Source organism: Achromobacter sp. GbtcB20, assembly GCF_019091095.1.
GTDB lineage: Bacteria > Pseudomonadota > Gammaproteobacteria > Burkholderiales > Burkholderiaceae_B > Achromobacter > Achromobacter mucicolens.
The window spans coordinates 49,466-65,730 of record NZ_JAGXJZ010000013.1 but is presented as its reverse complement, the minus strand read 5'-3'; the positions used below and the strand labels follow the sequence as shown (position 1 = coordinate 65,730).

Below are 16,265 nucleotides of genomic sequence, written 5' to 3'. Positions count from 1 at the left end.
GGTCATTCGACCGCGGCTTTTTCATGGGCCTGCTTGGAATGGTGTCAGACACCCGGCGCAGACAGTCCCCATTTGCCGTGGAGACTCGTCAGGTGCCCGATACGCGTGGGCCGCGCCAAACGGCGTCCCGACACCCGAATCACCCCGCTACGACAGGAATCTGCCGCGGCTGCGCCTCACGCACGCGCGGAATGCGCAGCGTCAGAAGGCCCTGCTTCAGGCTCGCGCTGATCTGCGCGCGGTCGAACTCCTGCCCCAGCCGGAACGCCCGGCGAAAGAGCGGCGCGCGCATTTCACCCAGCACCAGCCGCAGGTCGCTCGGCGTCTCGACCGAGGCCTCGCCCTCGATCTGCAGCACGTCGGCCTCGACGTTGATGCGCAGCCTTTCCTTGGACACGCCCGGCAGGTCCGCAAGCAGCGTAATGCCTTCCTTGTCCTCGTAGATGTCCACGGCCGGCACGGTCACCCCGCGTCCGTCGCGCTTTTCGGAGACGGCCGCTTCGGCGGGCACGGTCAGGTCTTTGCGTTCATTCATGATCGTTACTCCTATGCGGATGCGTTGGCGGGTCACTGCACGGTCACGGTGCGCGGCTTGGCCGATTCCTTACGCTTGATCGAAATGGCCAGGCAGCCGTCCGTGTAACGGGCCTGCACATTGTCCGGATCGGCGTCGGCGGGCAGCTCGATGACGCGCGTGTAACGGCCCTGCGTACGCTCGCGCGCGTAGTAGCGGGCGCCTTCGGGCAGGTCCTGCGGCTTGCGCTCGCCGCTGATGGTCAACAGGCTTTTTTCGATCGACACGTTCAAGCCATCCGGATCCACACCGGGAATGAACGCAACGACTTCGATCGAATCGCCGGACACCCCGACGTTGACGGGCGGAAAGTACCCCTGGGGCGTGGCGCGCAAGGCGGCAGGCACCCCAGCGCCGCGCAGCACGCGGCCCATGTGTTCCTGAATGGCGTCGAAGGCCGACGCGAAGCCGCTGTCGTTGAACGGAAAGTTGCTCATGAAGGTCTCCTCGGATCAAAAAAGGGACCGATGCAGACGCGCCACAATCGCCACCACCGCGACCGCACGTCTGATCGCTTCAGTGCCAAGTATGGGAGCGGTTTTTGGAGTTTCAAGGGGGGAAAAAAGGGCTGGTGCCACCGCCTTCATTGCCCGGTTTCCCGCATTGCGCGACGCAAAAAAAAACCGCGGCCATCGCTGGCCGCGGTTCTCGATTGCGCAGGGCGCGGATTACACCAGGACCCGTTCGATCCCGCCCGCGTTGGCGCGGCGCACGTAGTCTTCCATCCAGCCTTCGCCAAGAATGTGGCGCGCCATCTCGACCACGATGTAGTCGGCTTCCATGCCGGTGTCGCCTTCGTAGCGCGACAGGCCCTGCAGGCACGACGGGCACGAGGTGAGGACCTTCACGTCGCCCGTGAAGCCGTCGTTGCGGATCGCGGCATCGCCCTTCTGCAGCTCTTCCTGCTTGCGAAAGCGCACCTGCGTGGAGATATCGGGTCGGCTGACCGCCAGCGTGCCCGACTCGCCGCAGCAGCGGTCGCTCTTGATCGCGCCATCGCCCACCAGCGCGCGCACGGTCTTCATGGGTTCCTGCAACTTCATCGGCGTGTGGCAGGGGTCGTGGTACATGTAGCGCACGCCCTTGGCACCTTCCAGCTTGATGCCCTTTTCCAGCAGGTATTCGTGGATGTCGATCAGCCGGCAGCCCGGGAAGATCTTTTCGAATTCATAGCCGGCAAGCTGGTCGTAACAGGTGCCGCAGCTGACCACCACGGTCTTGATGTCCAGGTAGTTCAGCGTGTTGGCGACGCGGTGGAACAGCACCCGGTTGTCGGTGATGATCTGCTCGGCCTTGTCGGTCATGCCGTTGCCGCGCTGGGGATAGCCGCAGCACAGGTAGCCGGGCGGCAGCACGGTCTGCACGCCGGCGTGCCACAGCATCGCCTGCGTGGCCAGGCCCACCTGCGAGAACAGGCGCTCGGAACCGCAGCCCGGGAAGTAGAACACCGCTTCCGTGTCGGCCGTGGTGGCCTTGGGGTCGCGGATGATCGGCACGTAGTTCGCGTCTTCGATGTCGAGCAATTTGCGCGCGGCCTGCTTGGGCAGCCCGCCCGGCATCTTCTTGTTCACGAAGTGCACCACCTGCTCGCGCAGCGGCGGCTTGCCTACCGTGGCGGGCGGCTTGGCCGTCTGCTTCTTGACCAGGCCCGAGAACAGGTCGTGCGCGGCGCGCTGCACCTTGTAGCCCACGCCCACCATCGCCTTGCGGGTGGCGTTGATGGTGGCCGGGTCCTTGGCGTTCAAGAAGAACATGGCGCTGGCCGTGCCCGGGTTGAACGACTTGCGGCCCATGCGGCGCAGCACGGCGCGCATGTTCATCGACACGTCGCCGAAGTCGATGTCGACCGGACAGGGGTTGTAGCACTTGTGGCAGACGGTGCAGTGGTCGGCAACGTCTTCGAACTCTTCCCAGTGCTTCAGGCTGACGCCGCGGCGGGTCTGCTCTTCGTACAGGAAGGCTTCGACCAGCAGCGACGTGGCCAGGATCTTGTTGCGGGGCGAGTACAGCAGGTTCGCGCGCGGCACGTGCGTGGCGCACACCGGCTTGCACTTGCCGCAGCGCAGGCAGTCCTTGATCGATTCCGAAATGGCGCCGATGTCGCTTTGCTGCATGATCAGCGACTCGTGGCCCATCAGGTTGAAGCTGGGCGTCCAGGCGTGGCGCAGGTCCGCGCCGGGCATGAGCTTTCCGGCGTTGAAGTGGCCATTCGGGTCGACGCGGCGCTTGTAGTCCTGGAACGGGGCCAGCTCGGCCTCGGTCAGGAACTCGTACTTGGTCAGGCCGATGCCGTGTTCGCCGGAGATCACGCCGTCCAGGTCGCGGGCGATCTGCATGATGCGCTCGACGGCCGCGTGGGCCTCGCGCAGCATTTCGTAGTCGTCCGAGTTGACCGGGATGTTGGTGTGCACGTTGCCGTCGCCGGCATGCATGTGCAACGCGACGAACACGCGGCTCTTGAGCACCCGGGCGTGAATGGCGACGAGTTCGTCGACGATCTTCTTGTAGGCCGCGCCCGAGAACGCGCGCTGCAGGCCCGCCAGCACCTCGGTCTTCCAGGAGACCCGGATGGTGCGGTCCTGCACCACGTCAAAGACGCGTGCGCCGGGCTGGGCGGCCAGGCGTTGGGTCAACGTGGCGCGCAGTTCGCCAAGGCCCAGTCCGTCCAGTTGCGGCAGCGCCTCGCCCAGCGGCAGGTCCAGGTTGTCCAGCAACCATTGCCAGCGCTGGCGCGTGGCGGCGATCAGTTCGATGGCCTGGCGCGTGCGCTCGGCCAGCGCTTCGGCGCGGGTGGTTTCGATGTCGGCATCGTCGATCTTGCCCACCGGCAGCGGCGTGCACAGATACGCGTCAAGTTCCCCCAGCAGCTTGAGCTTGTTGCTCGTGGAGAGCTCGATGTTGATGCGTTCGATGTGGTCCGTGTATTCGCCCATGCGGGGCAGCGGGATCACGACGTCTTCGTTGATCTTGAAGGCGTTGGTGTGACGGGCGATCGCGGCGGTGCGCGAGCGGTCCAGCCAGAATTTCTTGCGCGCCTCGGGGCTGACGGCCACAAAGCCTTCGCCGTGGCGCGTGTTGGCCAGGCGCACGACCTCGCTGGCGGCCGCGGCCACCGCGTCGTCGTCATCGCCGACGATGTCGCCGATCAGGACCATCTTGGGCAGCACGCCGCGCTTGCTCTTGGTGGCGTAGCCCACCGCGCGGAGATAGCGTTCGTCCAGGTGCTCCAGGCCGGCCAGGATGGCGCCGCGCGCCTTGCCTTCGCCGTCCAGGTAACCCTTGACCTCGACGATCGACGGGATGGCGTCGCGCGCCTGCCCGAAGAACTCCATGCAGACGGTGCGCGTGTGGCGCGGCATGCGGTGCAGCACCCAGCGCGCCGACGTGATGAGACCATCGCAGCCTTCTTTCTGGATGCCGGGCAGACCTGCCAGGAACTTGTCGGTGACGTCCTTGCCCAGGCCTTCCTTGCGGAACACGCGGCCCTGGATTTCCAGCGTCTCGGTCTTGAGCAGGCGTTCGCCGGGCTTGCCCTTGCCGTCGAACCACTTGAGCTCGAAGCGGGCCACTTCCACGTCATGGATCTTGCCCATGTTGTGGTCAAGGCGCGTGACTTCCAGCCAGTTGCCGTCCGGATCGACCATGCGCCACCAGGCCAGGTTGTCCAGCGCGGTGCCCCACAGCACGGCCTTCTTGCCGCCGGCGTTCATGGCGATGTTGCCGCCCACGCACGAGGCCTCGGCGGACGTCGGGTCCACGGCGAATACAAAGCCGGCCGCCTCGGCCGCTTCGGACACGCGCTTGGTGACCACGCCGGCGCCGGCGTGGATGACCGCGACGGGTTCGGTGAGGCCGGGCAGGATACAGGACTCGACCTTGCCCAGCTTGTCGAATTTCTCGGTGTTGATGACCGCCGACTTCCAGGTCAGCGGAATGGCGCCGCCGGTGTATCCGGTGCCGCCGCCGCGCGGCACGATGGTCAGGCCCAGTTCGATACAGGCGGTGACCAGCGCGGCGATCTCGTCCTCGGTGTCGGGCGTGAGCACGACAAAGGGGTATTCCACGCGCCAGTCGGTCGCATCGGTAACGTGCGACACGCGCGACAGGCCGTCGAACTTGATGTTGTCGCGCGCCGTGATGCGGCCCAGCACCTTCTGGGCCTGCTTGCGCATCATGGCAGTCTGGTCGAACTCGCCTTCGAAGGCGGCAATGGCCGAACGCGCCCGGGCCAGCAGCCCGACCACCTTCTCGTCGCGATGCGGATCGTGGCCGGCTTCGGCGGGCGCGCCCGGTTCGCGGCGCTTGTCGATTTCGCCAAGGCGGTGATGCAAGGCCTCGATGAGCTGCTTGCGGCGCTTGGGATTGTCGAGCAGGTCATCCTGCAGGTAAGGGTTGCGGCGCACGACCCAGATATCGCCCAACACTTCGTAGAGCATCCGGGCGGAACGGCCCGTGCGGCGCTCGCCGCGCAGATCGCTCAACAGGCTCCAGGCATCTTCGCCCAGCAACCGGCCCACGATTTCGCGGTCGGAAAACGACGTGTAGTTGTAGGGGATTTCGCGCAATCGCGCGGGTGCGGCGGGCGGCATCGCCCCGTTCAAGATGTGGCTGGCGAGTGGGGCGTTCATGGCGGCAAGAGGGGGCCCTTAAAAAAGTATTTTATGCCATTGTCCCGACCTGGCCCCGAATAACCCGGGCAAGCCGTGCAAAAGCGCATCGGGGACGACGTGTTTCGTCCCCGTTTAAGTGTGGCGTCAGCGCTAGATTTTGCCCGGGAAGAACCAGAGCAGGCCGGCAGTCATGAACAGATAGCGCATGAATTTGCCGATGGCCATGTAGAAGACGCAGGGCCAGAAGGACAGGCGCAACCAGCCCGCGACGGCGCACAGGGGGTCACCCACCGCGGGCAACCAGGACAAGAGCAGCGCCGGCGGCCCCATCCGATGCAGCCAATCGTGGGCACGCTCGTTCCAGCGTCCGCGCATCCGGCCGCCTTCGGTGGCCTTGGGATGCGGATGGGGATGCTTTTCCTTCCAGCGCTCGACCGCTTTCTCGGCGCCAAGCCCCATCGCGTAGCTGATGGCCCCGCCCACGGTGTTGCCGGCCGTCGCCACCAGGACGGCGGGCCAGAACATGTCCGGCGATAGCTTGATATAGCCGAACACCGCCGGCTCGGAGCCCAGCGGCAGCAGGGTCGCGGACACGAGCGAGACGGTGAAGATGGCCGGCAGGCCCACGGAGGGCAGCGCCAGCACCCCCAAGAGCCAATGAACTGCGGATAAGAGACTTTCTTCCATGGTTGCGGCAGTGTAGCCGCGGGAAACCGGGAAGGCGACAGGCATTCCCTGCAATAATCCTGGCCAGTCCCCACTCTTGCCCTGTCGCGCGGTCCATGTCCACTGATTATCTGAAACGCATCCTGACTTCCAAGGTTTACGACGTTGCGGTCGAATCCCCGCTCGAGGCAGCGCCCCTGCTGTCGCAGCGGATGTCGAACACGATGTTGCTCAAGCGCGAGGATACCCAGGCGGTGTTCAGCTTCAAGCTGCGCGGCGCCTACAACAAGATGGCGAACCTGAGTCCGGCGGCCCGCAACCGCGGCGTCATCGCCGCCTCGGCCGGCAACCACGCGCAGGGCGTCGCGCTGGCGGCCAGCCGCCTGGGCTGCCGCGCCGTGATCGTCATGCCCACGACCAGCCCGCAGGTCAAGATCGATGCCGTGCGCCGCCTGGGCGGCGAGGTCGTGCTGGCCGGCGAAAGCTTTTCGGATGCCTACGCGCACGCGCAGGTGCTGGAAAAGAAAGAGAAGCTGACCTTCGTCCATCCCTTCGACGATCCCGACGTGATCGCCGGCCAGGGCACCGTCGGCATGGAAATCCTGCGCCAGCACCCCGGCCACATCGATGCGATCTTCGTGGCCATCGGCGGCGGCGGCCTCATTGCCGGGGTCGCGGCGTACATCAAGCAGCTGCGTCCCGAAATCAAGATCATCGGCGTGCAGACCGAGGACTCCGACGCCATGCTGCGCAGCGTGCGCGCGGGCCGGCGCGTCCAGCTGAACGACGTCGGCCTGTTCTCGGACGGCACGGCGGTCAAGATGGTGGGCGCCGAGACCTTCAAGCTGGCGCGCAAGTACGTGGACGATTACGTGGTGGTCAACACCGATGCGATCTGCGCGGCCATCAAGGACGTCTTTCAGGACACGCGCAGCGTGCTGGAGCCGGCCGGCGCGATGGCGGTGGCAGGCGCCAAGCAGTACGCGGCCGAGCACAACCTGAAGAACAAGACGCTCGTCGCCATTGCATGCGGCGCGAACATGAACTTCGACCGGCTGCGCTTCGTGGCCGAACGCGCCGAGGTCGGCGAAATGCGCGAGGCCGTCTTCGCGGTCACCATGCCCGAGCAGCGCGGGAGTTTCCGCCGCTTCTGCGAACTGGTGGGCGAACGCAGCGTCACCGAATTCAACTACCGCATCTCGGACGCGGATCGCGCCCACGTGTTCGTCGGCATCCAGGTCTCGTCCGCCGCGGAACCCGACAAGATCGCCGCGAACTTCCGCCGGCACGGATTCGACACGCTGGATCTGACTCACGACGAAATGGCCAAGACCCACCTGCGCCACATGGTGGGCGGCCGCTCGGCGCTGGCGCGAAACGAATTGCTGTACCGGTTTGAATTTCCCGAGCGTCCGGGCGCGCTGATGCGCTTTCTGAATGCGATGAATCCCGACTGGAACATCAGCCTGTTCCATTACCGCAACCAGGGCGCGGACTACGGCCGCATCCTGATCGGCATCCAGGTGCCGCCCGCGGACAAGAAGCTGTTCCGCAACTTCGTGGCGGAATTGGGTTATCCCCACTGGAACGAGACCGACAACCCGGCCTACAAGCTCTTCCTGTAGTTCCGGCGCTGCAATGCGAGAGGGCCTCCTTGCGGAGGCCCTTCCCTTCTGGGCGCAAGTCACGCCCGGCCGAACCCAATGTAGGGGGGGTTCGCTGTCACTCGGCGGTCCACGGAGAATGGCCCGCGCATTCAGCAAGGTCCGGCCGGACGCGCTGTTGCTTAGAAACGGTGACGCAGACCGACGGCAACCGCCGTATCGGTGGCATCGTGCTGGAACGCGTAGTTGTCGCCATAAGAGGCGTACGCGTACAGGTTCGTGCGCTTGGTGAACTCGTAGGTATAGCCAAGGCTGTACACGTTGAACGTTGCGTCGTCACCCGTCAGCTTGTCATTGCTGGCGGTGGCGCGCTGCCACGAGCCGAACACGGCGTGGCGGCCCAGCGGCACGGTGGCGCCGACCATGTACGAGTTGGCGCGAAAGCCGTCGGCCAGCTTGAACGAACCCAGCTTGTTCATGCCGTCGGGCGTGGTGCCCATGTTCTGGCCGATGAACCAGCCGTCGCGGGTCTGGCCAAAGGCGGCGGCCAGCTTCACGACTTCAAAGTCGTACGAACCGCCGACGATGTATTCCTGAATGCGCGCCGCATCCTTGCCGCCGACGCGGTCGTTGGACGGGTTGAAGCGATCGTAGGCGGCGGCCAGGTTCAGCGGGCCGTTGACGTACTGCACGCCGGCGGTGATCACGCGGTTGTTGTTGCCCGTCGCAAAGCCCTTCTGCGTCGAGTCGGTAACGGTGTCGTCCGCACTGAACGCATAACCCAGGCCGACCTTCAGGCCGCCCAGGCTGGGGGTCTGATACAGGACCATGTTGTCCAGGCGCATCGTGTTGGCGCTGCCGAACGTGGTGCCCATGTTGGCGTTGTTGTAGCTGATCGAGAACGGGTCGATCGAGCCGAAGTACTTCGAGGCCAGGTTGGTCTGACGGCCGAATTCCAGACGGCCCCACGAATCGCTGTCCAGGCCGACGGTGGCCTGACGGCCGAACAGGCGGTTGCTCTGCAGCGAGTTGCCGTTCAGGGGACCGAAGCCGCCTTCCAGCGTGAACACCGCGCGCAGGCCGTCGCCCAGGTCTTCCGTGCCGCGCAGACCGAAGCGCGAACCGCTGCTCACGCCCTGCACCGCACCGATGCGGCTCTGCGAGTCGCCCTTGAACTTCACTTTTTCGTAGCCAAGGCCAGCGTCGATCAAACCGTACAGCGTCACGGAATCGGCGGCCTGCGCGGCGCCGGCAAAGCCGGTCAGCAACGCGACGGCCAAAAACGTCTTCTTCATTTGAAACCCCAAAATGGCGAGATGAAAGGCGCACTGCTTGGCGCCGCAAGACCGCGGAACCTCGCATGCCGCTGCGTCCAATCGCGCGGCTGATGCACTGGAGGTAGTGTCCGGCTTGTAGCAGTTCGTAGTAACCCGGATTTCGACGAACTACTTTCCATGGTTGGGATAATGACGCGCCCCTGAAGGCGCGCGGCGTCACTTGGCGCCTGCTAACACCTTGATCTCAAATATGAATCATTGCTCGCATCGCGCTTTCACATCACCGGATCGGCCATGCGGCGCGCGTCCTGGCGGCAAACAGATGTAGCGGGAGCGGAACAGTTTTTGCAGCGTAAATGCCACACGGATTCAGCCGCCGAACAAAAAGCAGGACGCAAAAAAGCAGGACGCAAAAAAACCCCTCGGCGTCACAAGGGGTTCTTTCGGTGACCTTCCGGGCGGCTGGATAGCCGGTTTTGAATCAGCGGCCCTTGGGCGGGTAATCCAGTTCGCCGAACGTGTATTCGCCGCGCGCCTTGGCATCGGCCAGTTCCTGGCGAACTTCCGCACGGGTCTTGCCGACGGTCTGCGAGACGGCCTTGGGCGGATAGTCGAGTTCAGCGCTCGTCACCTGGCCTGCGGCCTTGGCGCTTTGCAGTTCCTGCTGAACCTGTTCGCGCGACAGGCTGGTGGTCTGGGGGGCAGCGGGCGGATAGTCCAGTTCGCCGAACGTGACGGTGCCCGCGGCCTTGGCGGCTTGCAGTTCCTGCTGGACTTGTTCACGCGTCTTGCCATCGGCGTGAGCGGCGGACATGCCAACCAAAGTGGCGGTAACCATGAGTGCGGTTGCTAGGGCTTTCATTGCGATGACTCCATCCTAAACGTTGCACATCGTCTCGCGCCAGGCTGGCGGGCTCGATATGACAATTTGATTGCTGGGACGAAGTATCTGGCGATTGGCGCTTAGTAAAAACCCTTAATTTGGGGAACATATTTGCACGGATGGGACAATTGCGTGCCGGATCCGGGTCATGTCTCTATGTGAAAGGGGCCCGCAATGGTTGCGCTGGATGATGCCAAACCTCGCATTTGTTCAGTTTCCCGCAAGGTGGGTATCGCAATATGAAGCCCCCACGCGATGGAATTGTTGTTCAAAGTGGAGAAATAGACATTTCTACTGGCGGGACAATGATTCCATTTATCATACGAATCTGCCAGAAATGGAAACTTGAGTCTCGAGGACATTCATGGACATTCAGCTTAACGACATCGCGCTATTCGTCGAGGTCGCCAAGCGCAAGAACTTCAGCCACGCCGCCGAAGCCTTGAATATCCCGACCTCCACGCTCTCGCGCCGGGTCAGCGAACTGGAACGCAGCGTGGGCATGCGGCTGCTCAACCGCAGCACCCGCAAGATCGATCTGACCGAAGCCGGCGCCATCTACTTCGAACGTTGCCGCCATATCGTCGACGAGGCCCGCATCGCGCACGACCAACTGCTGGACATGGCCGTGCAGCCCAAGGGCCGTCTGCGGATCTCGCTGCCGACCAGCCTGGCGCAATTGTTCCTGCCCGCCGTGATCCGCGAATTTCGCGAACAGCATCCGGATATCGAATGCGACTTCGATCTGAGCATGCGCCCGATCGATCCCATCAGTAATCCATTCGACCTGATCCTGCGTTTCGGGCAGCAGCCCGATTCCAGCCTCATCTCGCGCAAGATCGTGCTGATGGCGCACCAGCTCTATGCGTCGCCCGAGTATCTGGCCCGCCACGGCGAACCGCGCGTACCGGCGGACCTGACCCACCACGAATGCCTGCGCCCCACCATGCGCGAGGAATCGTCCTTCTGGATGCTCCATTCGGGCGACAAGGTCGAGCGCGTGCAGGTGTCTGGCCGCCTGTCGGCCAATAACGTGGGGATGCTGGGACGATTGGCCGGTCAGGGGTTGGGCATCACCCCGCTGCTGGTGTTCGACGCGATGGAGCGCGCCATCAAGCAAACGGGGTTGGTGCGCGTGCTGCCGGAGTGGAGCCTGACGCCCCTGCCCTTGTTTGCGCTGCTGCCCTCGCGCATGCTGCCGGCCAAGACCAAGGCTTTTCTGGATTTCATCCAGCCCCGCTTGTCTGACGCCTGAGGAAGGTGCGCAGGGCGGCCTCCTGCGAAGGAGGCGGCTGATGCCGTACCGCTACGGCGTCGTGTCTGCGCCGTACTGACAGACCGTGTAGAGCGGCGTGCCGGTGGCAGCCACCTTGGCGGACCCGCCCAGATCCGGCAAATCAATGATCGCGGCGGCTTCCACCACGTTGGCGCCCAGGCGCTGCAGCAGCTTGATGGCCGCGAGCATGGTGCCGCCCGTGGCGATCAGATCGTCCACCAGCAGGACACGCTGGCCCGTACGGACCGAATCCGTGTGCATCTCGACGGCCGCGTTGCCGTATTCGAGCGAGTATTCCTCTGCCACCGTGCGGTAAGGCAGCTTGCCCTTCTTGCGCACGGGCACGAAGCCCAGGTTCAGTTCATAGGCCAGTACGCTGCCCACGATGAAGCCGCGCGCGTCCACACCCGCCACCAGATCCAGGCGCTGGCGCATGTAGCGATAGACGAAGAGATCGATCAGGACGCGGAACGCACGCGGATCCTGCAGCACCGGCGTGATATCGCGGAACGTGACACCGGGTTGGGGCCAGTCCGGAACGCTGCGGATGGTGCGCCGGATGAACTCGGCGTTGTCGGTCTGCATGGATACGGCCCTGAGTGAATTGAAGCAAGGCGAACTATAACCGCGCCGCCGCGCTTAAGCCAGGATTGCCGCATGCGATGACATGTCATGCAGTCGACCGTTGCGCAACACATGGCAACGGTGCACCGCGCCCTCGGGCAGGGCCGCGTGCGTGGCCAGCACCACGGTGCGTCCGCGCACCGCGTGTTCCAGGTCCGCAAAGAATGCCGCTTCGGCCGCGCCATCCAATCCCGCGGTCGGCTCGTCCAGCACGATGACCGCGGCGGGCGCCAGCAACGCCCGGGCCAGGCACAGGCGCCGCGCTTGCCCGGCCGACAGCTGCGAGCCGGTTTCGCCAGCCCAGGTGTCCAGGCCATCGGGCAGACCGCGCACGAAATCACCGAGTCTTGCTGCATCCAGCGCCTGCCAAAGCGCGCCATCGTCGGCGTCGGGATTGCCGATCAACAGGTTCGTGCGCAGCGTGCCCAGAAACAGGGGCGAATCCTGCGAAAGCAGGACGATCCGCCGGTGCCAGTCGGCCTGCGCACATTCGCGCGCATCGCACCCGCCGAAGCGGACCTGCCCTGCCTGCGGATCCTCAAGCCTTAGGATCAGATGCAGCAGCGTGGACTTCCCCGCGCCGCTTGGGCCCAGGATGGCCACGCGTTCGCCCGGTTCGATTCGCAGGTTGATGTCTTTCAGTACCCGCACGCCATCGCCGGCGGCGCGGGCCGGATAGGCGAAGCCGACACCATCCAGTTCCAGCGCGCCGCTGTGGGGCAAGGGGCGCGGCCCCGCCGGATCCTGCATGTCGGGTTCGCATTGCGTGACCTCGCGGATGCGCGCGGCGGCCGACATTGCCGATCCCATCCGGGATGCGCCCCGCATGATCGGACCGGCGACCTCGAAAATGCCGATGACGGCCAGCAGCAAGCCCGCCAGGACGGGGGCTTCGATCCGCCCCGCCTCATGCGCGGCAAGCCCAAACCACAACAGCGCCATCACCGCCACGCCCGCGGCCACCTGCAGGAACCATTGCCCGCGCACCGCCACCCGCGCCTGGCTGCGGCGCGCCTGGGCGCTGGCTTCGCACAGACGCTCGAAATGCGCCAGCGTCTCGGCCTGGGCATGCAGGGCCACCATGTCGGCGTGGCCGTCAACCGCATCCAGCGTGGCGGCGCGCAACCCCGCCGCGCTTTCCTGCGCGGCTGCGCCCGGCTTGCGCGCCGCGCGCAGCAGCCACAGGGGCACGATCACGCACGCCGTCAGCAGCGCCAGTGCAAAGACCAGCGCCGCCGCGGGAACCCATTGCCCCAGCACGGCGGTCAGCACCGCGCCGGCAACGATGGCGGTGGCCAGCGGCGCCAGCACAAACAGAAAGACCGTATCCAACGCATCGACGTCGTTCGTCATGCGGGCGACCAGATCGCCGCTGCGATAACGCGCAAGCTGACGCGGCGTCAGCCGGATCAGCGCCGAAAACACCAAGGCGCGCAGATCCGCCAACAAGCGCAGCGTGGCGGCATGACCGACCACCCGGTCGGCATAGCGCGACACGATCCGCAGGAAGGACAGTCCCCGCACCAGCGCGGACGGCGCAAACAGGTTGAAGACGCTGCCGGCGCCGGCCAGGAACGCGCCCGTCAGGAACCAGCCCGACACGCCCAGCAGTCCCACGCCGGCGGCCACGGTCGCCAGCGCACAGAACAATGCGAGCAAAAGCCCGCCTTTGCGGCGTGCGTATAGCGGCAGGAGCAACAACAGATTCTTCATGCGTCTTCCACGGCGCCGGCGGCGATGCGCGCCACGCGCGGCAAGCGCGCGGCCACCGCGGGCGCGTGCGTCGCCAGCACCAAGGTGCGGCCAGCGGCAAATTGCAGAATCTCATCCAGCACCCGGGCCTGCGTCGCGTCGTCCAGGTGGGCGGTGGGTTCGTCCAGCAGGATAAGCCCCGGATCGCGCAGGAACAGGCGGGCCAGCGCCACGCGCTGCGCCTGCCCGCCGGACAAGCCATGGCCGCGGCTGCCCAGCACGGTATCCAATCCTTGCGGCAGGTCCTGCGCGAACTCCAGCACGCAAGCGCGGCGCGCGGCATCCTCGATCTGCGCATCCGTGGCGCCGGGCCGGCCCAGCCGGATGTTGTCGGCGATCGATCCGGCCAGCAATTGCGGCCGCTGGCCGATCAGCGCCACACGCTGGCGCAAGGCGGTCTCGTCCCATTGCGCCAGCGGCAGGCCATCGATGCGAATATCACCGTCGGCGGGCCGCAGGCGCGCGATGGCTTCGATCAGGGTGGACTTGCCGATACCGCTGGGTCCCATCAGCGCCATGTGCTCGCCGGGCGCGAGCGCAAGCGCCGCATCGGCCAGCACCGCGTGGCCGCGGCCCGGCGCCTCGACCCGCAATCCATCGATGACAACCGCGGCGCCCTTGCCGGCATGCGCGGGCTTGCCGCCCAAAGCGGGCGCTGCTTCGGCCTCGGCTTGCGGCAGGCCATCGAACAGGACGGCAATTTGCGTGACGGCGGCCAGCGCCGTCGCGCGGTCGTGATAATGGGCGGCAAACTGGCGCAGCGGCGCGTAGACCTCGGGCGCCATCAACAGGCAGAACAGCCCGGCCTGCAGCGTCAGCGGCGACCAGCGCATGTCCAGAAATCCCAGGTAAGTCAGGCCGATGTAGACCGCAATGCCCGCCACGCCCAACGCGGCAAAAAATTCCAGTACGGCCGAGGACAGAAACGCGATGCGCAGCACCGACATCGTCCGCTGGCGCAGCGCATCGCTGGCGGCCACGACGGACTGGGCCTCGGCCTGCGCGCGCCCATACAGCTTCAGCGTGGACAGCCCACGCAACCGGTCCGCGAAAAACCCCGACAGCCGGGCGAACGCACGCAGGTGGCGGCGGCTGGCGCCTTGCGCGCCCCACCCCACCAGCGCCATGAAGAGCGGAATCAGCGGCGCCGTGATCAGCAGCACCAGGCCCGCGATCACGTCGACGGGCAGCAGCACCACCGAGAACGCCACCGGCAGCATCGCGGCCGCAGCCATCGCGGGCAGATACTTCGCAAAGAAGCCATCCAGCGCCTCGACCTGGTCGACCACCGCGCTCGCCAGTTCGCCTGACGCTTTGCCGCGGCTCCAGTAAGGGCCTTTTTGCACCAGCCGCAGGAACAGCGACTGGCGAACGTGGCGCTTGATGCGCTCGGAGGCATCCGCGCCGGCGCGCTCGCCCGCCCAGGCGATGCAAGCGCGCAGCAGCATCAGCCCCGCAATACCGGCGATGCCGCCCAGCAGTTCGTGCCGCGGCGTGCCACCCACGATCGCCGCGTCCAGCACGCTGGCAAGAAGCCAGGCCTGCACGACGAGCAATGCGCCGCTGACCAGCGGCGCGGCGCCCGCCACGATCAGCGGATACCGCGCCGTCCTGGCCAGTCCCATCAGCCACCGCGACTGTTCGCGCGGCGGCTTCTGCAGGGACGCCGACGGGTCGTGCTCGAGGCTGCTTGCGCCGCCGCTCACTCGACGTCGCGGCTGGCGCGCGGGTCATGGGTCTGACCTTCGCGCAGCTCGAACCACATCGCATTGAGAATGGCGAATGCGCACGCCAGGCCAAGGCCGAGAATCCACGAGAAATACCACATGGACGAGGCTCCTTTATCAGTACGAGTTGGGCGTGTCGCCCACCGAATCATGGGTGACCTTGCCGCGCATGACGCGGTACACCCAACCGGTGTAGACGGTCACGATCGGCAGGAAGATGGCCACTGCAATCACCATGATCCACAGCGTCAGGTGGCTGGACGAGCCGTCCCAGATGGTCAGGCCGGCCTTCGGATTGGTCGAGGACGGCATGATGAACGGAAAGAGCGAGAAGCCCACCGTCAGGATTACGCCGGCGATCGATGCCGAGGACGACAGGAATGCCAGCATGTTTGCGCGCACGGTCAGCAGCAGCGCAGCCAGCACCGCGCCGGCCACGCCCAGCGCGGGCGCGATCCACATCCACGGCCACTTCGCGTAATTGGCCATCCAGGCGCCGGTCTGCACCGACACGGTCTTGAGCATCGGATCGGACGGCGCGGACATATCGACCGCGCTGGTGATTGCATGGCCCGGCACGCCGCCCGCGACCCAGAAGCCGCCGGCCACGAACAGCGCGGCCGTCAGCACCGCACACAGACGGCCCCAGTTGCGAGCGCGCGAGGACACGGGATCATCCGTGCGCCAGGCCAGCAGCACCGCGCCGTGCATGGCCAGCATCACCACGCTCAGCACGCCTGCAAGCAGGGCGAACGGCATGAACAGCTGGAAGAAGTGCCCTTCGTAGATCGGGCGCAGCGTCACGGCATCGAAGGTGAACGGCACGCCCAGCACGATGTTGCCCATCGCCACGCCGAACACCAGCGACGCCACCACGCCCGAGAAGCACAGCACGGCGTCCCAGCGATTGCGCCAGCGCGTGCCTTCCATCTTGCTGCGGTACTTGAAGCCCACCGGCCGCAGGATCAGCGCCAGCAGGACCAGCATCATCGCCAGGTAAAAGCCCGAGAACGATGCGGCGTAGAGCAAGGGCCACGCGGCAAAGATGGCGCCGCCCGCGGTGATGAGCCAGACCTGATTGCCTTCCCAGACCGGCCCCACCACGTTGATGACGATGCGGCGCTCGGCGTCGGTCTTGGCGACCACCGGCAACAGCGCCGCCACGCCCAGGTCAAAGCCGTCCATGACGGCAAAGCCGATGAGCAAGGCGCCCAGCAGCACCCACCACACCACGCGCAGCGTGCCGTAGTCAAAAGGAATTAGGGTATCCAT

Annotated in this window: 13 protein-coding genes; 2 read left to right on the top strand and 11 right to left on the bottom strand. The window is 65.7% G+C overall.

Annotated features, from left to right (window positions below; all coding sequences use genetic code 11):
* Positions 1-139 precede the first annotated feature (139 nt).
* From KVT32_RS17560 to KVT32_RS17545, 4 genes are all read right to left on the bottom strand, one after another.
* A complete protein-coding gene (locus KVT32_RS17560) occupies positions 140-535 on the bottom strand; it encodes an Hsp20/alpha crystallin family protein (protein ID WP_056319645.1) in 396 nt (131 codons plus the stop codon).
* Positions 536-567: 32 nt separating this feature from the next.
* Entirely contained in the window at positions 568-1,011 is a 444-nt protein-coding gene (locus KVT32_RS17555) for an Hsp20/alpha crystallin family protein (protein WP_175156588.1), read from the bottom strand.
* Between the two features lie 231 nt (positions 1,012-1,242).
* A complete protein-coding gene (locus KVT32_RS17550) occupies positions 1,243-5,202 on the bottom strand; it encodes an FAD/FMN-binding oxidoreductase (protein ID WP_175156589.1) in 3,960 nt (1,319 codons plus the stop codon).
* Between the two features lie 132 nt (positions 5,203-5,334).
* A complete protein-coding gene (locus KVT32_RS17545; protein WP_056319771.1) occupies positions 5,335-5,871 on the bottom strand; it encodes a YqaA family protein in 537 nt (178 codons plus the stop codon).
* 95 nt (positions 5,872-5,966) lie between these two features.
* Between KVT32_RS17545 and ilvA the strand changes: the two genes are divergently transcribed.
* Entirely contained in the window at positions 5,967-7,475 is a 1,509-nt protein-coding gene (gene ilvA / locus KVT32_RS17540) for a threonine ammonia-lyase, biosynthetic (protein ID WP_056319636.1), read from the top strand.
* 161 nt (positions 7,476-7,636) lie between these two features.
* Here the strand turns inward: ilvA and KVT32_RS17535 are convergent, their stop codons facing one another.
* Together KVT32_RS17535 and KVT32_RS17530 are read right to left on the bottom strand one after the other, a co-directional pair.
* Positions 7,637-8,749 carry a porin gene (locus KVT32_RS17535; RefSeq protein ID WP_062838947.1) on the bottom strand — a complete coding sequence of 371 codons (1,113 nt, stop codon included), beginning with the start codon at positions 8,747-8,749 and terminating at the stop codon, positions 7,637-7,639.
* A 463-nt stretch (positions 8,750-9,212) separates the two neighbouring features.
* Positions 9,213-9,593, bottom strand: coding sequence for a DUF4148 domain-containing protein (locus KVT32_RS17530; RefSeq protein ID WP_217618577.1), 381 nt, complete (start codon positions 9,591-9,593; stop codon positions 9,213-9,215).
* Between the two features lie 385 nt (positions 9,594-9,978).
* Between KVT32_RS17530 and KVT32_RS17525 the strand changes: the two genes are divergently transcribed.
* The gene (locus KVT32_RS17525; protein ID WP_217618576.1) at positions 9,979-10,869 is read left to right on the top strand and encodes a LysR family transcriptional regulator; all 891 of its coding nucleotides are present in this window, start codon (positions 9,979-9,981) and stop codon (positions 10,867-10,869) included.
* A gap of 51 nt (positions 10,870-10,920) precedes the next feature.
* On the opposite strand, the gene KVT32_RS17520 is transcribed toward KVT32_RS17525, so the two are convergent.
* Genes KVT32_RS17520 through cydB form a run of 5 tightly spaced genes read right to left on the bottom strand, consistent with a single transcriptional unit; the run spans position 10,921 to position 16,265 of the window.
* A complete protein-coding gene (locus tag KVT32_RS17520) occupies positions 10,921-11,475 on the bottom strand; it encodes an adenine phosphoribosyltransferase (RefSeq protein ID WP_056319625.1) in 555 nt (184 codons plus the stop codon).
* A 54-nt stretch (positions 11,476-11,529) separates the two neighbouring features.
* The gene (gene cydC / locus KVT32_RS17515) at positions 11,530-13,227 is read right to left on the bottom strand and encodes a thiol reductant ABC exporter subunit CydC (protein WP_217618575.1); all 1,698 of its coding nucleotides are present in this window, start codon (positions 13,225-13,227) and stop codon (positions 11,530-11,532) included.
* Positions 13,224-14,972, bottom strand: a complete 1,749-nt coding sequence (gene cydD / locus KVT32_RS17510) for a thiol reductant ABC exporter subunit CydD (RefSeq protein ID WP_217618574.1) — start codon at positions 14,970-14,972, stop codon at positions 13,224-13,226. The genes cydC and cydD overlap by 4 nt, the downstream gene beginning before the upstream one ends.
* A complete protein-coding gene (gene cydX / locus KVT32_RS17505) occupies positions 14,969-15,094 on the bottom strand; it encodes a cytochrome bd-I oxidase subunit CydX (protein ID WP_056319618.1) in 126 nt (41 codons plus the stop codon). The genes cydD and cydX overlap by 4 nt, the downstream gene beginning before the upstream one ends.
* 16 nt (positions 15,095-15,110) lie before the next feature.
* Positions 15,111-16,265, bottom strand: a complete 1,155-nt coding sequence (gene cydB / locus KVT32_RS17500; protein WP_217618573.1) for a cytochrome d ubiquinol oxidase subunit II — start codon at positions 16,263-16,265, stop codon at positions 15,111-15,113.